Genomic DNA, 20,703 nt, shown 5'->3' on the forward strand with positions numbered 1-20,703 from the left:
CGCACGGGCCCTACACGATGAATCAGAACAGCAGGCGCCGACCGATCCGTTCGGCGGCCACCGGGTTGCTGGGCATGTTGATGCCCATTGCAATGTCTTCCACTGCCCAGACCCCCGCGTTCCCCGTCAACATCGAGAACGCCGCGGCGATTCCGCACACCCAGCCGGCCGCGTACCGCGCCACTGAGGCGAACCCGAAGGTGCTGCCGCCGGCGCAGGGCTTCAACGTCGCCGCGATCGAATCGATGGCCCAGCAGCTCACCTACGGCGAGCGCGTGCCAGGCATGGCCGTGGCCATCGTCCAGGGCGGCCGCGTGCTCAGCGCGCGCGGTTATGGTGTCACCGACGTCAACAACCCGCAACAGGTCGACGCACACACCGTGTTCCGCCTTGCATCGCTGTCCAAGGCCTTCGCCGGCACCATGGCCGGCCTGCTGGTCAACGATGGCACGCTGCGCTGGGACAGCAAGGTCACCGACTACGTGCCCGGTTTCCAGCTGAGCACGCCTGAAGCGACCGACCGCCTGACCGTGGCCGATCTGCTCAGCCACCGCGTCGGCCTGCCCTACAACGCCTACGACCGCGACGTGGAAGGCAACGCCGAGTACTACACGCTCACCCACAAGCTGGCCTCGACCTCGCTCAAGTGCCTGCCGGGCGATTGCTACGCCTACCAGAACGTGGCCTTCAGCCTGATCGGCGACGTCGTCTACGCCGCCTCGGGCAGCTTCTACGAACAGTCCGTCGAGCGCCGCCTGTTCAAACCATTGGGCATGGACGATGCCAGCCTTGGTCTGGCCGGCATCCAGGCCAGCTCGCGCTGGGCGCGTCCGCACGTGCGCAGCCGCAATGGCTGGGTATCGTTGAATCCGAAGCCGACCTACTACCGCCTGGCCCCTGCAGCGGGCGTCAACGCCAGCGCCAGCGACATGGCGCAGTGGCTGCTGGCCCACACCGGCCATCGCCCGGACGTGCTGCCCGCGCCGCTGCTGGCCACCCTGCACTCGACCCTGATCAACACCCCGGGCGAAATGCGCTCGGGCTGGCGCCGCGAACGCCTGCATTCGGCCGGTTACGCACTGGGCTGGCGCAACTTCGATTACGCCGGCCATGAAGTGGTCTTCCACGCCGGCGCGGTGCAAGGCTATCGCGGCCTGGTCGCGCTGGTGCCCGAGCGCGACCTCGGCATCGCCATCCTCTGGAATGGTGAAAGCAGCCTGCCCAGCGGCCTGCTCCCGACCATCCTGGACCAGGCCATGGGCCTGCCGACCCAGCGCTGGCTGGACGTGGACACCGACTTCGGCAGCGACAGCCTGATGGCCGAAGACGCCGCGCCGGCGACCAAGCGCAAGGGCGTCTCTTCCAATCGCGCGGTGGCCTCGCCGCGTTGAGTGCGGCACCGGCGTGAATCAAAAAGGCGGCCGCTCGGCCGCCTTTTTTGTGGCCGAACGGATCGGCCAGGCGATGGGTAGAGCCACCCCATGGGTGGCTGCGCAATGCGTACGAACCTCGCGGTCGATCAGCCTGGCATCGATCGCATGTAGCGTCGGGCGTGGCGGGCAGCGGGGGGGAGCCGGCCAGCGGCGGGCACTGCCGACGCGCGGCGTAAGCGCGACGGCGACGGCGACGGCAGCCGAGCGTGGCTCGGCTCTACCCTGCTGCGCATGCGCCGCGTAACGGCCACAAACACGGCGCCCATAAAAAAACCCCCTCCCCGCTGGGCTGCCAGGGAAGGGGGTTTCAGGTACGGCTATCGGGAACGACTTAGATCAGCGGTGCCGGAGTTGCCGGCAGGGCGACCGGAGCGGCCTTCTTCTTGCGAACGGCCGGCTTGCGCTTTGCAACCTTCTTCACCGCTTTCTTGGCGGACGCCTTCTTGGCCGGCGCCTTGCGTGCGGTGGCCTTCTTCGCGGTAGCCTTCTTGGCTACCTTGCGGACGGCCTTTTTGGCGGTCTTCTTGGCCGCTTTCTTGGCCGTCTTCTTGGTCGCCTTCTTGGCCGTGGCCTTCTTGGCTACCTTGCGGACGGCTTTCTTGGCGGTCTTCTTGGCAGCGGACTTCTTGGCTACCTTGCGGGTTGCCTTCTTCGCCGTCTTCTTCACTGCCTTCTTTGCGGTCTTCTTGGCGGCGGCCTTCTTGGCGACCTTGCGGACTGCCTTCTTCGCCGTCTTCTTCACTGCCTTGCGGGCGGTTGCCTTCTTGGCTGCCTTCTTCACCGTCTTCTTGGCAGCGGCCTTCTTGGCTACCTTCTTGGCAGCGGCTTTCTTGGCTACCTTCTTGACGGCCTTTTTGGCGGCCGGCTTTTTCTTCGCAGCTTTCTTGGTTGCCATGGGATGGCTCCTCGTCAGTGATCTATGGAGTGGAAACGCCCAGGTAAAGCAAACCCGCAGTGCGACATCGCGGGGACCGCCGTCGCGTCAAGCGCGTCGTGACGGATACGGGGATACCCACCGCAGGTGGCCGGGCAGGTATCGAATGGGAAGGGGCCTTGGAGTTCGCCGGGGGAAGCGACGCCATCTCCACCGTCTTCGGACGCGAGGTGGATGTCCAGGTTGTGCTTCGCGACTGGATGTCGATTCTGCTCACTCTGTTCGCAGCAAGGTCTGCTGTGGCGAAACCTAATCACGGTTTTTTTCACTGTCAACAACCCGGGCGAAAAAATTTCACATGGAGCGTCCCCGCGACGGCGTCGCCACCCCCGCTGCAAACACCGCCAGCGGCATGCCATGACACGCCGCACGCACCGCATCGACGTGCATCGCGCAGCACATGCGAAAAGAAAACCACTTAAAAGAAGCACTTTCGTATTTTCAGCGCGCGCCCGGCGCATGTGCACCACCTGACCCGCGCGTGCGTGCGCTTACGGCCGAACGCCTACCCACACGGCACCCAAACGGACGCGAAAACTTTTCACATGCTCGATCGCTTTTTGCCATCGGATTTGCACAAATGCGCAAACTTTCAGACCGTCGCGACCGTTCGGTTCGTACCGATCCGATGCGCCGCGCGCACCGGGTACGACCACCGCGCCGGTTCCCGACGCGCGCGCGCGGACACCGAAAGGCACCCTCATGACCCACGCCGACGTCGACCCAACCGTTCCGCATGAGTACCTGCCGGATCATCCTTTGCGCGCGCCGCACCGGTTTTTCATCACGTACACATAACGGCAGCGCCGTCGACGTTGATCCAAACCTGGCGTGGCGACCAACGTCGCCCGCCGTGCGCCACCGCGCGGGCAAAAAAAAACGGCCGCACCAGGCGGCCGTTCCTTCGATCAGGCGACGATCAATGTTCGTCGTTTTCCAGCAGCTCGGCGTACTCGTCCGGGCCGAGCAGATCGTTCAACTCGTCGTTGGCCGAGAACTCCACCACGTAGATCCAGCCTTCGCCGTAGGCATCTTCGTTGATGGTTTCCGGCTTGTCCGACAGCGCTTCGTTCACTTCGACCACGGTGCCGGTGACCGGGCTGTAGACGTCCGAGGCGGCCTTGACCGACTCGACCACGGCCGCCTGCTGGCCAGCCTTCACTTCGTCGCCCACCGCCGGCAGTTCGACGTAGACCAGGTCACCGAGCAGGCCCTGGGCGTGGTCGGAAATACCGATGGTGACGCGGCCGTTGCCTTCGACACGTGCCCACTCATGGGACTTGAGGAATTTGAGGTCGCCGGGGATCTCGCTCATGGGACTGCTCCGAGGAATTTCAGGGGTCAAGAAACGGGGGTAGTGTAACCATCGGCGCCGACCGCTGACAGGTCGGCGCCGTCAAAAACATCAGGCGTCGGCCAGCACGCCCGGCTGGGCCTGGCCCTCGCGCACGAACGGGAACTTCACCACGCGCACCGGCACCTGCTTGCCGCGGATGTCCACGTGCACCAGGCCCAGTTCACCGGCCGGCACCCGCGCGAACGCGATGCCCTTGCCCAGCGTCGGAGAGAACGTGCCGGACAGGATCTCGCCCTGTCCGCTGGCAGTCAGTACCGCCTGGCCGTGGCGCAGCACGCCCTTCTCGTCCATCACCAGGCCGATCAGCTGACGCGCATCGCCGGCCGCCTTCTGCGCTTCCAGCACGTCGCGGCCGATGAAATCACGGCCCTCATCAAGCGCCACCGTCCAGGCCAGCGCGGCCTCGTACGGGGTGATGTCTTCGTCCATGTCCTGGCCATACAGGTTCATGCCGGCTTCCAGGCGCAGCGTATCGCGTGCGCCCAGCCCGGCCGGACGCACGCCGGCAGCGGCCAGCGCGTTCCAGAATGCGACCACCTCGGTCTGCGGCAGCAGGATCTCGAACCCGTCCTCACCGGTGTAGCCGGTGCGCGCCACGAACAACGGCGCGCCGCTGCTGGCGGTCGCCTCGAGCGCGGCGAAACGGCCCAGCTTCTCCAGTGCCGCGCGGTCGCCCTCGCCCACCAGCCCGATCACCCGCTCGCGCGCGGTCGGCCCCTGCACGGCGATGATCGCCAGGTCCTCGCGCTCGGTGACGGCCACGTCGAACGCGGCAGCCTGCTCGCGGATCCAGGCCAGGTCCTTCTCGCGGGTGGAGGCATTGACCACCATGCGGAAGAAATCGTCGGCCAGGTAGTACACGATCAGGTCATCGATGACCCCGCCGCGCGGATTGAGCATGCACGAGTACAGCGCCTTGCCGGTCGCCTTGAGCTTGTCCACCGAGTTGGCCAGCAGCTTGCGCAGGAACGGCTTGACCTGCGCACCGCGCAGATCCACCACGGTCATGTGGCTGACGTCGAACATGCCGGCGTCGCTGCGCACCAGGTGGTGCTCGTCCAGCTGCGAACCGTAATGGATGGGCATGTCCCAGCCACCGAAATCGACCATCTTGGCGCCGAGTGCGCGGTGGGTCTCGTTGAGAAGCGTCTTCTGGGTCATGACCGTTTTTCCGGGGGAATGAAGGCAAGACCTCGATTATCCCAGAACCGACTTCACAACGCCTGCGGCGTTGCGTCAGACCTGCTGCACCTTCAGCGTCATCCCCTCCACCGCCACTACCCGCACCCGGCTGCCGGCAGGCAGATCCGGGCCAGCCACCACCCAGAACGCGTCGTCGATCTTGGCCCGGCCCTTGCCCGCCACGATGTCCTGGTCGATCACCACCACCCGGCCGATCAACTGCTCGGCGCGCCGGTTCAACAGCGGCGCATCGCTCTGCCGCCCATGCGAACGTCCCCAACGCCGATAGCACTGGATGGACACCACCGACAGCAGCACGAAGGCCACCACCTGCCACAGCAACGGGATGTCGGCAAACACCGCCACCAGCACGAACACCGCCGCGGCACCGATCCCGATCCACAACATGAAGGCGCCTGGCGCCAGCGCCTCGGCCGCGAACAGGACCAGCGCCAGCGCGCCCCAGCCGACGACTTCCCAGCGCATCTCAGCCTCCGACCCGCGGCGGCACGCCGCGCGTGGTGCGCTTGTCTTCCTGCTTGGCGAAGGCCTCGCGCGCCAGCTCGGCGACGCCGGCGATCGAGCCGATCACCCCGCTGGCCTCCATCGGCATCAGCACCAGCTTCTGGTTGGGCGAGGTGGCCAGTTCCTTGAACGCCTCCACGTACTTCTGCGCGATGAAGTAGTTGATCGCCTGCACGTCGCCCTGGGCGATGGCTTCGGAGACCATGCGGGTCGCATTGGCCTCGGCTTCGGCCGAACGCTCGCGCGCCTCGGCATCGCGGAAGGCGGCTTCCTTGCGACCCTCGGCCTCGAGCACGGCGGCCTGCTTCTCGCCTTCGGCACGCAGGATCTCCGACTGCCGCGAGCCCTCCGCCTCCAGGATCTGCGCACGCTTCTCGCGCTCGGCCTTCATCTGCCGCGCCATCGCATCGAGCAGATCGCGCGGCGGCTGGATGTCGCGGATCTCGATCCGGTTGACCTTCACGCCCCACGGATTGGTCGCATGGTCGACCACGTTCAGCAGCTTGGCGTTGATCACCTCACGCTGGCTGAGCGATTCATCCAGGTCCATCGAGCCGATCACGGTGCGGATGTTGGTCTGCACCAGCGCGATCATCGCCACCTCCAGCACGGACACCTCGTAGGCGGCCTTGGATGCATCCAGCACCTGGAAGAACACCACCCCGTCCACGCGTACCGCCGCGTTGTCCTTGGTGATCACCTCCTGGCCCGGCACGTCCAGCACCTGCTCCATCATGTTCACCTTTCGCCCCACCCCGTACACGATGGGAATCAGGAAATGCAGGCCGGGCGACATCGTGTGGGTGTAGCGCCCGAAACGCTCCACCGTCCACTCATACCCCTGCGGCACCATCCGCACTGCCTTGAACAGGATGACCACGGCCACGAAGGCCAGCACCAGCGAAAACAGCACGGTCGGAAACATCGCGTCACTCCTTTGATGCCGGGCCGGGCCCGGGCATGGCTACGCTGCCATTACAACCGGATCCGGCCACAGAGGATGTCCCGGAACATCACCCAGTCGCCGGCGAAAGAATAGAAGGGATGCTTGAAGGTGGCCGGCCGGTTTTTCTCGAAGAAAAAGTGCCCCACCCAGGCAAACCCGTACCCGCAGGCCAGCGCTGCCAGCAGCCAGACGGGTTGGCCGCGCACGATCGCGACGGCCACCAGCAACAACACCGCGCAGCTGCCGACAACGTGCAGCCGGCGCGAGACCGCATTGCGGTGCTCGTCCAGATAGAACGGATAGAACTCGCGGAAACTGGCGAAGCGGGACATGGCGCGCCTTGCAAAACCGGACGCACCCAGCATAGCGCGTGCGTCCCGGTAGTGCCGGCCGCTGGCCGGCTCTGCAAAAGGCGGCCGAGGAGCCGGCCAGCGGCCGGTAGTGCGCGTTCGGGGACGCTTTCCGGGGAGCCGGCCAGCGGCCGGCAGTGCGCGTTCGGGGACGCTTTCCGAGGAGCCGGCCAGCGGCCGGCAGTGCGCGTTCGGGGACGGTTTCCGAGGAGCCGGCCAGCGGCCGGCACTACCTCCTCTCAGGTGGTGCGCGGGGCGAACATGATCACCATCATGCCGGCCAGGCAGAGGGCGACGCCGAGCAGGTCCCAGCGGCTGGGGCGGATGCCTTCCACCAGCCACAACCACATCAACGCGGTGCCGATGTAGACCCCACCGTAGGCCGCATACACACGGCCGCTGGCGGCCGGATGCAGGGTCAGCAGCCAGGCGAACAGCGCCAGGCTGCCCGCCGCCGGCAGCAGCAGCCACGCGCTGCCGTCCTTGCGCAGCCACAACCACGGCAGGTAACAGCCGACGATTTCCGCCACGGCGGTGAGCACGAACAGCAGCAGCGTCTTCACGGCTTGGCTTCGTCGGCCTTGGCCTGCTGCCAGAGCGCTTCCTGCGCGTCCAGGTCCAGCGCGGCCAGCGCCTGCCCGGCCGCGTCGGCCTTGGCTTCCATCGCGCGGAAGCGGCGCTCGAACTTGTGGTTGGCCTGGCGCAGCGCGGCGCCGACGTCCACCTTGGCGTGGCGGGCCAGGTTGGCGCAGACGAACAACAGGTCGCCCAGTTCTTCCTGCAGGCGCGCCTGGTTGTGCTCGACCGGGCCCTGTGCGAACTCGGCGGCGACTTCATCCAGTTCTTCGCGCACCTTGTCGATCACCGGCGCAGGACCGGGCCAGTCGAAACCAACCCGCGCCGCGCGCGCCTGCAGCTTCATCGCCCGCTGCCATTCGGGCAGTCCGCGTGAAATGCCGGCGAGTGCGGAGGTGTCGGTGTCGCCCTTGGCGGCACGCTCGGCGCGCTTGATCGCTTCCCAGTTGGCGTTGACGCCCTCGGCGCCATCCACCTGCACCTGGGCGAACACGTGCGGGTGGCGGCGCTGCAGCTTGTCGCTGATCGAACGGGCCACGTCGGCGAACGCGAAGGCGCCCTGCTCGCTGGCCATCTGCGCATGGAACACCACCTGCAGCAGCAGGTCGCCCAATTCGTCCTGAAGGTCGTCCAGGTCGCCGCGGTCGATCGCATCGGCGACCTCGTAGGCCTCCTCGATGGTGTACGGGGCGATGCTGGCAAAATCCTGCTGCAGGTCCCACGGACAGCCGCCCTGTGGGTCGCGCAGCCGCGCCATGATGCCCAGCAGGCGGTCCAGTTCAGCAGTCGCGGTCATCCCATGCTCCTTTGCAGCGATCAGGCCGGCAGCCACTGCCGCCATGGCAGGCGGGTGTCGCCCAGGGCGATGAAATCGCCGTTCAACAGGCTCTCGCGGCGGTTGTAGCGGAACGGCTTGCCGGTGGCCGCCGACAGCACCGCGCCACCGGCGGCGTGCAGCACGCACTGGCCGGCGGCGGTGTCCCATTCGGAGGTCGGGCCCAGCCGCGGATACACGTCCAGCGTGCCTTCGGCGAGCCGGCAGAACTTCAGCGACGAGCCCTGCGCGATCACCTCGATGTCGCCCATCCGGTCCAGCAGCGCCTGGGTCTGTTCGCTGCGATGCGAGCGGCTGGCGGCGACCTTGAGCGGCGCGGTGGCCGGGGTGCGCGCGCGCAGGACCGAATCGTGCATGCCCAGCCGGCGGTAGGCCAGTTCGCCGCGCATGGCGTGCCAGACCGTGCCGCTCACCGGGGCCAGGACCACGCCGAATGCCGGCGCGCCCTGGTAGATCAGCGCGATGTTCACGCTGAACTCGTCGTTGCGCTTGACGAACTCGCGGGTGCCGTCGAGCGGGTCGACCAGCCAGTAGGCGCCCCAGTGCTGGCGCACCTCCCACGGCACCTGCGCCGATTCCTCGGACAGGATCGGCAGGTCCGGGGTGAGCTGCTGCAGGCCGCGCTCGATCACGTGGTTGGCGGCCAGGTCGGCGGCCGTCACCGGACTGCGATCGGATTTGATTTCCACATCGAACGGGGTCGCATACACGGCCATGATGGCGGCGGCCGCGTCCTGGGCGATGGCGATGACGGTTTCGCGCAGATCGGTGGTGAGCTTGATCATTCCTGGCCGCCCAGCCACTGGCGGGCGATGAACAGCGCCGCCAGTGAACGCCCTTCGGAGAAGTCCTCGCGCAGCATCAGCTGGTCCAGGTCGGCCAGTTTCCAGGGCACCACGTCCAGTTCCTCGGGCTCATCGCCAACCAGCCGCTCCGGGTACAGGTCGCGCGCCACGACCAGCCACGATTGGTGGCTCATGTAGGTGGGCGCCAGGGTCATCGCGCGCAGCACGTCCAGCCGCCGCGCGCCGTAACCGGCTTCTTCCTTGAGCTCGCGGTTGGCGGCCTGCACCGGCGTTTCGCCGGCATCGATCCGGCCCTTGACCAGGCCCAGTTCGTAGCGGTGGACGCCGGCGGCGTACTCGCGCACCAGCAGAACAGTTTCATCGTCAAGCATCGGCACCACCACCACCGCGCCATGCCCATGGCTGATCAGGCGCTCGAAGCGGCGGCGTTCGCCGTTGGAGAATTCCAGATCAAGGTGCTGGCGCTGGAACGGCCCGCTCTGCTCGTCCGTGATGCGGTGGATGATGGGCAGGCGACGACTCATGCGAGCCTCTCTAGAATGGGAGCTGGTGAAAACGTCTTCATGAGCCCGAAATGCTAGCAGACCCAGCCCCCCTATCGCTGGCCGACCAGTGGCGCCGTCGCGACCTGGCCGTGCTCTGGCACCCGTGCACGCAGATGCGCGAACACCCCGACACCCTGCCACTGGTGCCGATCGCCCGGGGGGAAGGCCCGTGGCTGATCGACCATGACGGCAAACGCTACCTGGATGGGGTCAGCAGTTGGTGGACCAACCTGTTCGGCCACGCCGAACCGCGGATCGGCGCCGCCATCGCCCACCAGGCGACCCAGCTGGAGCAGGTGATGCTGGCCGGCTTCAGCCATGAACCGGCGGTGCGTCTGGCCGAGCGCCTGCTGGCGATCGCCCCGCGCCAGGCCGGACGCGACCCGCTGGCCAAGGTGTTCTATGCCGACAACGGCTCGGCCGGGGTCGAGGTGGCGCTGAAGATGGCCTTCCACTACTTCCGCAACCGTGGCGAGCACCACCGCACCCGCTTCGTGGCGCTGGAGAACGGCTACCACGGCGAAACGCTGGGCGCGCTGTCGGTGGGCGATATCCCGCTGTACCGCCGCGTGTATGCCCCGCTGCTGACCGAGGCGCTGTTCGCCCCCTCGCCGGACGCCTACCTGGCCGAGCCCGGCCAGAGCGCCGCGCAGCGCGCCCACCAGGCCGCCGACGCGCTGGCCACGCTGTTCGACCAGCACCCCGGTGAGATCTGCGCGGTCATCCTGGAACCGCGCCTGCAATGTGCCGGCGGTATGCGCATGCACGACCCGGTCTACCTGCAGCGCGCGCGCGCACTGTGCGATGCCAACGGCGCGTTCCTGATCGCCGACGAGATCGCCACCGGCTTCGGCCGCACCGGCACGATGTTCGCCTGCGAGCCGGCCGGGGTGATGCCCGACCTGCTGTGCCTGTCCAAAGGCCTGACCGGCGGGTTCCTGCCGCTGTCGGCGGTGCTGGCCACCCAGGCGCTGTACGACGCGTTCCTGGACGATTCGCGCGAGCGCGCGTTCCTGCACTCGCACAGCTACACCGGCAATCCGCTGGCCTGCGCCGCCGCACTGGCGACGCTGGACATCTTCGCCGGCGAAGACGTGATCGCGCGCAACCGCAGCACCGCCGAGGTGATGCGCACACTGGCCGCTCCGTTCAATGACCACCCGCACGTGGCCGATGTGCGYCAGGCCGGGATGGTGGTGGCCTTCGAACTGACCCGCAATGGCGACAAACGCACGCCCTTCCCCGCCGAGGCGCGGGTGGGGCTGCACGCCTATACGGCCGCGCTCAAGCGTGGGGTGGTGCTGCGGCCGCTGGGCAACGTGCTGTACTGGATGCCGCCGTACTGCGTGGAAGACGAACACCTGGACCTGCTGGCCCAGACCACCCTGGCTGCAATCGAGGAGGCCGTTGCATGCGCATGACCCGGTGCCATATCGACACCCCGCTGGCCGTCGGCCAGACCCTGTCGCTGCCCGAAGAGGCGGCCAACCACCTGGTGCGGGTCATGCGGCTGCGCGAAGGCGACGGCTGCGTGCTGTTCAACGGCGATGGGCACGATTACCACGCCACCCTGGTGGTGGTGGGCAAGCGCGACGCGCAGGTCCGGATCGACGCGGCCAGCGCGCTGGACAACGAGTCGCCGCTGCACATCACCCTGCTGCAGGGCATCGCGCGTGGCGAGAAGATGGACCTGATCCTGCAGAAGGCCACTGAACTGGGCGTGGCGGCGATCGTGCCGGTCAACGCCGAGCGCACCGAGGTGAAACTGGATGCGGCGCGCGCCGAGAAGCGGCTGGCGCACTGGACCAGCGTGGTGGTGTCGGCGTGTGGTCAATCCGGGCGCGCGCGGGTGCCCAACGTGGCGGCGCCGCAATCGCTGCTGGACGCCGCACGGCAGATGCCTGCGCAGGCGCTCAAACTGACCCTGGACCCGCTCGGCGAGCATCGCCTGTCCACCCTGCAGCCGGCACCGGGCGGAGTGGTGATCGCGATCGGCCCGGAGGGTGGCTGGTCGCCACGCGACCGCCAGGCATTGGTCGAGGCCGGCTTCCAGGGCCTGCAACTGGGGCCGCGCATCCTGCGCACCGAAACCGCCGGATTGGCCGCGATCGCCGCCGTGCAGGCGCGGTTGGGCGACCTGGGGTAAGTGGCAACGGCAACAGCAGCCCCGCATGGCGTGGCTCTACCGGAGGGCCGAATCGTGCGCGTTCGGCAGGTATGGGTCGTTGATCGATACGAACGCCGTGCCAAACGCGGTGCCAACATACAGGGGAAGGCACGGGCGCCGAAGCACGCCGGCACTCCGGCACTCCGGCACTCCGGCACTCCGGCACTCCGGCACTCCGGCAAGCATCGGGTGGAACAGCCCCCTTGAGTCAAGGGGGCGCGCCGCCTGGCGCGGGGATCTGGAGGCATGGTCCACGGGGGCCCACGATCTGCTCCGCAGATCGTGGGGAGCCTTCGCGAACGCGAAGACTCACCCCGCGACGGGGTAGGCCTCGTCCAGCGCTGCTTCCAGCGCATCCAGGTCCGGCAGCAGCGCGCTCTGCTCGCCGAGCAGCACGCGCATGTGCACGCCCTGCGGCAGGGTTTCCTCGGAAGCGTCGGCCAGCAGGCCGTCGCGCGGGACCGCGATCAACTGCGGGAAGGTCTGGGTCAGCAGGGCGAAGTACGGGCGCTTGGCGTTGCCACCCAGTGCCTTGAGCACCACCACCTTGTTGTTGCTGGTCACCAGCTCATCGCCCAGCCCGGACAGCCGGGCGAACGACAGCAGGGGCACGTCCCAGCCATGCCAGGCGATCTGCCCGACCAGCCAGGCCGGCGCATCGGGCACGGTCTGCACGGCGACTTTGGACATCATTTCGGCCACGGTGGCATTGGGCAGCAGCACGCGTTCGTGCCCGGCCTGGATCAATACCCCGCGGATTTCGTCGTTGCTGGCGTAACTCATGGCGTGATTCCTGGAAGGGGGCGCGGCGATTACTCGCGTACGCCCCAACGTTCGACGATGCTATGGGCCAGCTGCGGCGGCTCGCCGGCATGCATGCCGGCGGCGACCACGGCGTTGGCGGCGGTGGGGTCGTAGCAGCCTTCACCGACCTGCCCGGCCACCCAGGCGCCTTCTCCGGCCAGCGCCAGCACCGCATCCACGTGGCTGGCATCGGCGCCGCTGAGCAGCACCACGGCGCTGTCGGCCGGCGGCAGCGTGCCGACCTGGACACCCTGCGCATCGGCGCTGAAATACAGCCCGCGATCGCGAACGGCCAGGCCCACGTCATCGGGCAGGATGTAGGCGTTGCCGGCCTGCACCGGCTGTTCCGCTTCGGCCAACACCACCGGCAACGCCGAGACGCGCGCCATCTGCTTGACCAGGTTGCCGTAACGGCCCCCGTCCAGGCGCATATGCACCAGCACCGGCGTGGCCAACCCGGCCGGCAGCGTGGCCAGCAGGCGACGCAGCGCGTCCGGCCCGCCGATGCCGGCCAGCACCAGCACGGCACCGGCGGCGGCGCCGTCGGCGGGGCGCTCGGCCTCCAGTTCCACCAGCGACAGCCGCGCGATGTCGAAATCGGTCGGCGGCGCTGCGGCGCCGGCGGGTGCCGACGGCGGCGGTGCGATCGCCTCGACCGCATCATCATCCACCAGCGACCAGCTGCTGTGATCGCCCAGGGGTACGCGCGGCGGCGCAGCCGGCGGGGCGGACACGGGAACCGGCGGCGGCGCGGACGGCGCGGACGACGCCGGCTGCAGCGCGGCCAGCGCCTCTTCCAGCGACATCGGCTCGCTCATCGTATCCGGCGCCTGGTACAGGCCATCGGCCGGCACGTCGCCGGCGGCGTCGAAGGCCTCGCGCACATGGAAGTCCAACGGGGCATCGGCATGCAGCTGTGCCGGCGTGGTCGGCAGGCCCGGCTCGGGCTGCAGCAGGCCGTCCTGTTCCGAACCCGGCGGCAATACGTCGTGGTGGCCATGCAGCTTGGCCACCAGGTGCCGCGCCCAACGCTGGGCTTCCCAGCCATCGCGGCGTGCGGCCAGTTCGGCTTCGTCGAAAATCAGGGTCAGCGACGGCGAGCCCAGTACCGGGTCCAGCCGTTCAAGCGCGTCTTCGATCGCCGGCTCCAGCGCGATCAGCACCGCACCCGGCGCGGCGTCACGCAGCGCCTGCAGCTCCAGCGTGTTGGGATCTTCCTCCAGCACCAGGGTGGCGCCGGCCTGAGCCAGCGCCTCACGCAGGCGCTCACGGGCAGGACCGACCCGCGCCAGCAGCGCTACCGACAACAGCGAAGGCAGGTCATTCGCGGACACGGGCGATCCCCAGCAGGTCGTACACGTTTCGCATCAGGTCCAATTCCTGGTAAGGCTTGCCCAGGTAACGCTGGACACCGATTTCGAAGGCGCGCTGACGGTGCTTGTCGCCGCTGCGCGAGGTGATCATCACGATCGGCACGTCCTTGTAGCGGGGATCGGCACGCATCGCGGTGGCCAGTTCATAGCCATCCATACGCGGCATTTCGATATCCAGCAGCATCAGGTCGGGCACACGTTCTTCCAGCCGCTCCAGCGCTTCCACGCCATCGCGGGCGACGGCCACTTCGAAGTTGTGGCGTTCCAGGATGCGCCCGGTGACCTTGCGCATGGTCAGCGAATCGTCGACCACCATCACCAGCGGCACGTCGCGGTCGCTGACCTGGGTGGTCGGGGCGATCGGCTTGTGCGGATTGGCCTGGAAGCGGCGCACCAGCGGGGCAACGTCCAGGATGACCACGACCCGGCCATCGCCGGTGATGGTCGCCCCGTAGATACCCGGCACCGAGGCGATCTGAAGGCCGACCGGCTTGACCACGATTTCGCGGTTGCCCAGCACCTGGTCGATGGCCACGGCCGCGCGCAGTTCACCGGCGCGGACCAGCAGCAGCGGCACCTGGGCCTGGCCTTCGGCGCGGGCCTGGCCCTGGCCGATCAGCGTGCCCAGATCGTGCAGGGCGAAGGCTTCGCCACCGTAGTGGTAGCTGCCGTCGATGGTCTCGAAGCGCTCGCGCGAGATCCGGCCGATGCCGCTGACCGAGGCCACCGGCACGGCGAAGGTGGTCTCGCCGATCTGCACGAACACCGCCTGGGTGACCGCCAGCGTCTGCGGCAGGCGCAGGGTGAAGGTGACGCCCTGGCCGCGCACCGAGTGGATGTCCACCGAGCCGCCAAGCTGGCGCACTTCGTTGTGCACCACGTCCATGCCCACGCCACGGCCCGCCAGCTGGCTGACCTGCTCGGCCGTGCTGAAACCGGGCGAGAAGATCATCGCGTCCAGTTCGGCATCGCCGAGCACGGCGTCGGCCTCGATCAGGCCACGCTGTTCGGCGCGGCGACGGATCGCCTCGCGGTCCAGCCCGGCGCCGTCATCGGCCACTTCCAGCACGATTTCCGAGCCTTCGCGGCGCAGGCGGATGGCGATCTCGCCTTCCTCCGGCTTGCCGGCGGCGCGACGCTGGTCCGGGGTTTCCAGACCATGCGCGACCGAGTTGCGCAGCATGTGTTCCAGCGGCGCGACCATGCGGTCGAGCACGTTGCGGTCCAGTTCGCCGTGGGTTCCATCCAGGGTGACGTGGACCTGCTTGCCGGTGTCCTGGCCGGCCTGGCGGACCACCCGACGCAGGCGCGGCACCAGCCCGTCGAACGGCACCATGCGCGCCCGCATCAGGCCATCCTGCAGTTCCGAGCTGACCCGCGACTGCTGTTGCAGCAGCACGTCGTACTGGCGCGACAGGTCGTCCAGCACGCCCTGCAGGCCGCCCAGATCGGCCGCCGACTCGTTCAGCGCGCGGCTGAGCTGCTGCAGCGTGGAGAAACGGTCCAGTTCGAGCGGATCGAACTTGTGGTCGGCCTGGTCCTGCTCGCGCTGGTAGCGGGCGACGATCTGCGCCTCGGTTTCCAGGTCCAGGCGGCGCAGCTGGTCGCGCAGACGCGCATTGGTGCGGTCCAGTTCGCCCATCGCACCGCGGAAGGCACCGAGCTGCTGTTCCAGTCGCGAGCGGTAGATCGCCACTTCACCGGCGTGGTTGACCAGACGGTCGAGCAGGTCGGCGCGCACGCGCACCTGCTCCTGCTGCGGACGGGCCAGCATGTCGTCTTCGCTGCTGGCCTCCAACGGCAACGGCGCGGACAGCGGGGCCTCGGCGACGGCCGTGTCGACCTCCACCGGGGCGGCATCGGGTGCATCGACGGCGCTGTCGGCCGCGACCGGCTCAACCCGGCCCAAGGTGCGCTGTTCGAAGGCGCCGATCAGGTCCTCGGGCATCGCCACGCTGCGGTGCTGGCCGGTGCGGGTCAGCATCTGGTGCAGGCGATCGAAGCCACGTTCCAGCAGGTGCACATCGCTGCGGTCGATGTCGGTGCGGTTGGACGCAACGGCTTCCAGCAACGATTCGATGCCGTGGCCGAGGTCGCCGATCGGGTTGATCCCGGCCATGCGCGCGCCACCCTTGAGGGTGTGCAGGTCGCGCTGCAGGCCGGCGATGACGTCACGGTCGTTCGGCGCGGCGCGCAGTTCGCTGATCAGGCCATCGCAATGGTCGAGCAGGTCCTTGCCTTCTTCCACGAAGATGTCGACCAGCTCCTCGTCCAGAACGCTGAAGTCCAGTGGCTCGGTGCTGTCTTCTTCGACGCTTTCTTCAGCGTCGAGGCCGACCGCGTCGTTGGCAGCCGACGTGCCGCTCGTGCTCGTGCCGGCCGCGATCGAGGCCAGGGCTGCGGTTCCGGCCGCCGCGACCACGGGCGCGTCTTCCAGTTCGAAGAACGGCGTGGGCGCGGCGGTCTCGGTGGCATCGGCATCCACCGCGTCTTCGGCGAAGGCATCGGCCTCGTCGTGCTGCTCCTGCATCTCATGGGTGGCATCCAGGCCGAGCACGCTGTCGGTGTCGTCCCGTGCCGTCGGCGCGTCGATGACGGTCAGGCCATCGTCCAGCACCTGCTGCTCGTCGACCAGCTCGCCGAACGCCGGGGTCGAGGGCAGCGCGTCTTCCAATGCCTCGCGTTCTTCTTCGGTGGCAGTGTCGACATCGCGCTCGGAGAAAGCGGGGATTTCCGCCTGCTCTTCCGCGACAGCGTCAACACCAGCGGTACCGGTGTCTGCGTTGACAGCCTCGACCTCGGCCGCCTCGACCAGTGGTTCGTCTGCGATTTCGGCGTCGGCGTCGGCGTCGGCTTCGGCTTCGACGTCGGTGCCGAGTTCGGCGTCGACAGTCTGCGCGTCATCGCCGGCCACTTCCGCCATCGGCGCATCCACCACGGGCGCGTCGGCGGCCGGGGTGACATCCAGATCGACGTAGCGCGACAGGTCCTCGGCGCCGGTCAGTTCGACCGCGTCCAGTCCGTCGTGCACGACCTGTGCGGCGCCCGCATCGTCCGGCTGCGGGCCATCGGCAGGCGGCGCGGCATCGTCCGCGCTCACCGCGGCGGGCGTCGTCGGCAGCTCGGCGTCGAAGTACGCCGACAGGTCATCGCTCGCGGTGAGTTCGCCGAACGCCAGGGCATCGGCCTCCGGCACATGCGCTTCCACGCCACCGGCCTGGCCTGCGTCCTCGGCGTCGATCGACGCCAGGTCGACCACCGACAGTGCGTCGGCCTCCAGCTCGGCCTGCTGCAGTTGCGCATCGGCACTGTCATCCCGCCCGGCGTAGCCGCCCTGCCCGTCTGCCTGCGGCAGCGTGGACAGCGCGTCCTGCCCAGGCGCGGCGACGGCGACGTCGTCTGCGGCGAAGGCCTGCGCGGCATCCTCCTGTTCCAGGGCGTCCAGCGCGTCCTGCTCGAACGCCAGCTCGTCGTCGGCGACCAGCGCCGGCCAGCGTGCCTCGGGCAGCGTGTCGGCCAACGCCTGCAGGCGCGCGGCCAGCGCGGTCTGCACCGGAATGCGCGGCGCCTCGGCCTGCAGCGCGGTCATGGTGGTGCGGATCGCCTCGGCGGTGGCCGACAGCGCGTCCACGCCTTCGGCATCCGGGGTGGCATCGGCAGCCAGCGAGCGCTTGATGTAGCTCTCGGCAACGCCGGTGACCGCGGTGATTTCCGGCACGTCGGTCATCGCGAACGCACCGTTCATGGTGTGCACCGCGCGCAGCAGGGTGTCGGTCACCGGCTGCGGGGCCACGCTGGCCTCGCGCAGCCAGGCCTGCAAGGTCGCCTGGTGGGTGTCCACTTCGGCTTCAAGGATTTCGCGCAGGACTTCATCGATGTTGGCCGGCGTGCCGGTCGCCTCGACCGCCTGCACCGGTGCCTGGACAGCAGGCTCGATGGTCTCAACGGTTTCAACCAGTGCCGCCACGACCGGGGTCGCACGCTGCAGCGGTACATGGAAGGTCTCTTCGCCGGCAGCAACGCGGTCGGCGATGGCCTGCATGGCCTGCAGGTCGGCGGTCACCCGGCCTTCGCCACGCAGCGCGGCGTTGAGCTGCGGCAGCACGTCGTAGGCCTGCCCGACCATCGCCACCACGGCCGGCGTCGCCGGACGGGTGCCGTCGAGCACGCGGTTGAGCATGCCCTCGATCTTCCAGCTGAATTCGCCCAAGGTGCGTGCACCAACCAGGCGGCCGCTGCCCTTGAGGGTATGGAACACGCGACGGATCGGACGCAGCCGGTCCATGTTGTCCGGCGCAGCGCGCCAGACCGGCAGCAGATTGCCGAGGTTGACCAGTTCCTCGTCGAACTCTTCGATGAAGACCTCGCGGATGTCCTGGTCGATGTTCTCGCCGTCGTCCTCGAAGCCGGCCTCGATGCTGTCGGCATCGTCGACTGCAGCACTTTCCGCGACCGCAGGCGAGGCGGCAGGCGCGGCCTGCGGCTCGGTGCTGAACTGCGATGCAGCAGCGTCGAGCTCGGCCAGGAAGCGCGCCGATTCGTCGTCCAGTTCGATCTTGCTGATCACCGCAGCATGCACGCCGGTGCTGCTGTGGGTGATGAGCGGCGTCTGATCGTGCGCATCGGCGCTGTCAGCTGCGTTGGCGTCGGCATCGGCGTCGAACGCAGGCACGCTCGCGTCAGTGGCGTCAGTGGCTTCGAAGGCCTCGATGACCTCATCGGCGTCTGCGACTTCTGCGATTTCTCCAGCTTCTGCAGCTTCTGCTTCCGCGGCGTCTGCGACATCCGCAGCAGCTGCGGCGTTTCCGACGTCCAGCGCCGGCTCTGCCGTGCCTGCGTCGAAGGTATCGACCTCGGCTTGCAGGAACGGCGGCAGGTGCTCAACGTCCAGGGCCGGCGCGGCGTCGACGAAGACGTCCTGCACCGGCGTGGCCGGGGCGTCATCGATCTGCAGCGACAGCACGCCATCGGCGTTGTGCAGCGGCGCGTCGAAGGTGAACGTGATCGGCTCGTCGCTGATCTCCAGCGCGTCGTGCTCGGCGGAGACCGGGTCGAAGCCGCCACTGAACGACAGCGGCGCGTGGCTGTCGGCCGGCTCCACCGCCTCGGACGGCGCGGCCTGGGCATGCAGCGCATCCAGCGCGTCGAGCGCGGCATGCATGGGCGGCTGGGTGTCCCAGCGGGTCGCGGTGGTGTCTTCGGCGAACACCGGGTCGAAGTGGACGAAGCTGGCGGCGTCATCGCGCGTGGCCGGGTCGGACAGCGTCCACTGCACCGCGTCCGGGACGCTGGCGGTGGAGGCGGCAAACACCAGGCCGGCGGCATCGCCCGCGTCTGCGGCGGGTGCCGGGGCGGACGCATCGGGCAGCGGGTCGAAGGTGAAATCCGGCAGCGACGGCGGCACGCTGCCCGGGGCAGGTGCGGACGCGGCCATGGCGGTGTCGATATGTTCCGGCGCCGGCGTTTCCCAGGGCGCCAGCTCGATCGCTTCCGGTGCCACCGGCAGCGCTTCGGCGCTGGCATCCGGGGCGGCGGCATGCGCATCGGGCAGCGGCCAGTAACGCAGGGTTTCCAGGCTGGTGCGGGTGATGTCCAGGATTTCGTCGCGGCCCGGGCGACGCTCGCGCAGCGCTTCCAGGTAGTACTCCAGGCTGGCCATGGCATCGGCCAGCGTATCCAGCTGGCGGCCACTGGGCACGCGCTGGCGGCCGATCAGTTCCACCGCGATGTACTGGCGTACGCCCTGCAGGTAGTCGGCCGGCGTGGCCAGGTCGAGCATGCGCAGCGCACCGGCGACCTCGCCAAGCAGGCGCGGTACTTCCTGCAGCTGCTGATGGTTCCAGTTGGTTTCGATGAAGGCGACGAAGTGTTCGCGTGCGGCGGCGAAGTTGGCGATCGCTTCATGCGCGAGCACTTCCACCGTGCGTCGGTTTTCCACCGCGCTCGGATCGTCTTCACCGCTGATGTTGGCACCCAGATGCGCGACCTGGTCATCCAGCGACGCGTCCACGTACAGCAGTGCGCCGGCGATATCCAGCAGCAGGCTCTCATCGATCTGCTGCTCGCCGTCGACCACCCCGCGCAGCGCATCGCGCTGCTGCACGACCACGCCACGGGCCACGCCCAGGCCCATCATGCCCAGGGTATCGGCGACCGCGCCGAGTTCGTTGACCTGGGTCTGCAGCTGTACCGGCTCGCCGCCGGTGCGCAGGTGCAGGTCCAGCGCGTCCTTGATCCGCAGGAGTTCTTCCTTGACCGCATTGCCGACGGTGTCGAGCAGCTCGCGGTTGCGGCCGCTGAGGCTGCCGCGCGCGTGGTCGAGTTCGGCCTCGGTGGCGCTGACGCTGTCCGGGGCGAAAGCGAACAGCACGCTTTCATTGATGCCCGGCGCAGCGCGCGCCGAACGGATGTCATTGAGCAGCGGCAGCAGCACGATCGGAATGTCGCGGTGGCCGTTCTGCAGGCGTTCCAGATAGTCGGGCAGCAGTACGCTGCCGCGCATCAGGGTCGCGCAGGCTTCGTCGCGGTCGGGCACCTCACCGGCACCGATCGCGTTGGCCAGCTGTTCCATCTCCTCGGCCACCATCGCCGGGGCATACAGCTCGACCATGCGCAGGGTGCCCTGCACCTGGTGCAGGTAGCCGGCGCAGAAGCGCATGCGGCTGCCGTCGGCAGGGTCCTCCACGTAGTACTCGACCTCATTGCGCACCTGGCGCAGGGTCTCATCCAGCTCCGGCTTGACCCAGCCCAGGGCGGCGTGGCTCATGGCATCGCGCAGCGTGCTCATGCCGGGACTCCCGGCAGGGTGGCGCGCGTGTCGTGCTTTGAATTCTCGCGATGCATCATCTGCTGATTCCTTCCCTCTCCGCC

General features: G+C 68.4%; 16 protein-coding genes. 3 read left to right on the forward strand and 13 right to left on the reverse strand.

Annotation, left to right across the window (positions count from 1 at the left end; genetic code table 11):
• Positions 1-17 precede the first annotated feature (17 nt).
• On the forward strand, positions 18-1,391 hold the full coding sequence (locus tag AC1DR7_RS07905) for a serine hydrolase domain-containing protein (protein ID WP_256775830.1): 1,374 nt from the start codon (positions 18-20) through the stop codon (positions 1,389-1,391).
• Between the two features lie 373 nt (positions 1,392-1,764).
• On the opposite strand, the gene AC1DR7_RS07910 is transcribed toward AC1DR7_RS07905, so the two are convergent.
• The 10 genes from AC1DR7_RS07910 to nudE form a co-directional block, all read right to left on the reverse strand.
• Positions 1,765-2,328, reverse strand: coding sequence for a hypothetical protein (locus AC1DR7_RS07910; RefSeq protein ID WP_478051479.1), 564 nt, complete (start codon positions 2,326-2,328; stop codon positions 1,765-1,767).
• A gap of 958 nt (positions 2,329-3,286) precedes the next feature.
• Entirely contained in the window at positions 3,287-3,682 is a 396-nt protein-coding gene (gcvH, locus tag AC1DR7_RS07915; protein ID WP_256776851.1) for a glycine cleavage system protein GcvH, read from the reverse strand.
• 90 nt (positions 3,683-3,772) lie between these two features.
• A complete protein-coding gene (gcvT, locus tag AC1DR7_RS07920) occupies positions 3,773-4,885 on the reverse strand; it encodes a glycine cleavage system aminomethyltransferase GcvT (RefSeq protein WP_256776852.1) in 1,113 nt (370 codons plus the stop codon).
• A 75-nt stretch (positions 4,886-4,960) separates the two neighbouring features.
• Complete coding sequence (locus AC1DR7_RS07925) at positions 4,961-5,392, reverse strand: NfeD family protein (protein ID WP_256776853.1); 432 nt, start codon at positions 5,390-5,392, stop codon at positions 4,961-4,963.
• Between the two features lies 1 nt (position 5,393).
• The gene (locus tag AC1DR7_RS07930) at positions 5,394-6,356 is read right to left on the reverse strand and encodes an SPFH domain-containing protein (protein WP_457320614.1); all 963 of its coding nucleotides are present in this window, start codon (positions 6,354-6,356) and stop codon (positions 5,394-5,396) included.
• Between the two features lie 50 nt (positions 6,357-6,406).
• Positions 6,407-6,709 carry an Mpo1-like protein gene (locus tag AC1DR7_RS07935; RefSeq protein ID WP_457320616.1) on the reverse strand — a complete coding sequence of 101 codons (303 nt, stop codon included), beginning with the start codon at positions 6,707-6,709 and terminating at the stop codon, positions 6,407-6,409.
• A gap of 257 nt (positions 6,710-6,966) precedes the next feature.
• The gene (locus tag AC1DR7_RS07940; protein WP_457317874.1) at positions 6,967-7,290 is read right to left on the reverse strand and encodes a YnfA family protein; all 324 of its coding nucleotides are present in this window, start codon (positions 7,288-7,290) and stop codon (positions 6,967-6,969) included.
• The gene (gene mazG, locus AC1DR7_RS07945) at positions 7,287-8,099 is read right to left on the reverse strand and encodes a nucleoside triphosphate pyrophosphohydrolase (protein WP_256776857.1); all 813 of its coding nucleotides are present in this window, start codon (positions 8,097-8,099) and stop codon (positions 7,287-7,289) included. Before mazG ends, AC1DR7_RS07940 begins: the two co-directional genes overlap by 4 nt.
• A 20-nt stretch (positions 8,100-8,119) precedes the next feature.
• Entirely contained in the window at positions 8,120-8,923 is an 804-nt protein-coding gene (gene cysQ / locus AC1DR7_RS07950; protein WP_457317876.1) for a 3'(2'),5'-bisphosphate nucleotidase CysQ, read from the reverse strand.
• Positions 8,920-9,468, reverse strand: coding sequence for an ADP compounds hydrolase NudE (gene nudE, locus AC1DR7_RS07955; protein ID WP_457317877.1), 549 nt, complete (start codon positions 9,466-9,468; stop codon positions 8,920-8,922). Before nudE ends, cysQ begins: the two co-directional genes overlap by 4 nt.
• A 50-nt stretch (positions 9,469-9,518) precedes the next feature.
• On the opposite strand from nudE, the gene bioA reads away from it, so the two are divergent.
• The gene (gene bioA / locus AC1DR7_RS07960) at positions 9,519-10,910 is read left to right on the forward strand and encodes an adenosylmethionine--8-amino-7-oxononanoate transaminase (protein WP_457317878.1); all 1,392 of its coding nucleotides are present in this window, start codon (positions 9,519-9,521) and stop codon (positions 10,908-10,910) included.
• Positions 10,901-11,635 carry a 16S rRNA (uracil(1498)-N(3))-methyltransferase gene (locus tag AC1DR7_RS07965; RefSeq protein WP_457317879.1) on the forward strand — a complete coding sequence of 245 codons (735 nt, stop codon included), beginning with the start codon at positions 10,901-10,903 and terminating at the stop codon, positions 11,633-11,635. The genes bioA and AC1DR7_RS07965 overlap by 10 nt, the downstream gene beginning before the upstream one ends.
• Before the next feature lie 330 nt (positions 11,636-11,965).
• On the opposite strand, the gene AC1DR7_RS07970 is transcribed toward AC1DR7_RS07965, so the two are convergent.
• The 3 genes from AC1DR7_RS07970 to AC1DR7_RS07980 are packed head-to-tail and all read right to left on the reverse strand — an operon-like array spanning position 11,966 to position 20,620.
• Positions 11,966-12,439, reverse strand: coding sequence for a chemotaxis protein CheW (locus tag AC1DR7_RS07970; RefSeq protein WP_256776862.1), 474 nt, complete (start codon positions 12,437-12,439; stop codon positions 11,966-11,968).
• A 29-nt stretch (positions 12,440-12,468) separates the two neighbouring features.
• Positions 12,469-13,794, reverse strand: coding sequence for a chemotaxis protein CheB (locus AC1DR7_RS07975; protein ID WP_457317880.1), 1,326 nt, complete (start codon positions 13,792-13,794; stop codon positions 12,469-12,471).
• A complete protein-coding gene (locus AC1DR7_RS07980; RefSeq protein ID WP_457317881.1) occupies positions 13,781-20,620 on the reverse strand; it encodes an Hpt domain-containing protein in 6,840 nt (2,279 codons plus the stop codon). Before AC1DR7_RS07980 ends, AC1DR7_RS07975 begins: the two co-directional genes overlap by 14 nt.
• Positions 20,621-20,703: the final 83 nt, after the last annotated feature.

It is taken from the genome of Stenotrophomonas sp. P5_A9 (genome assembly GCF_056400525.1).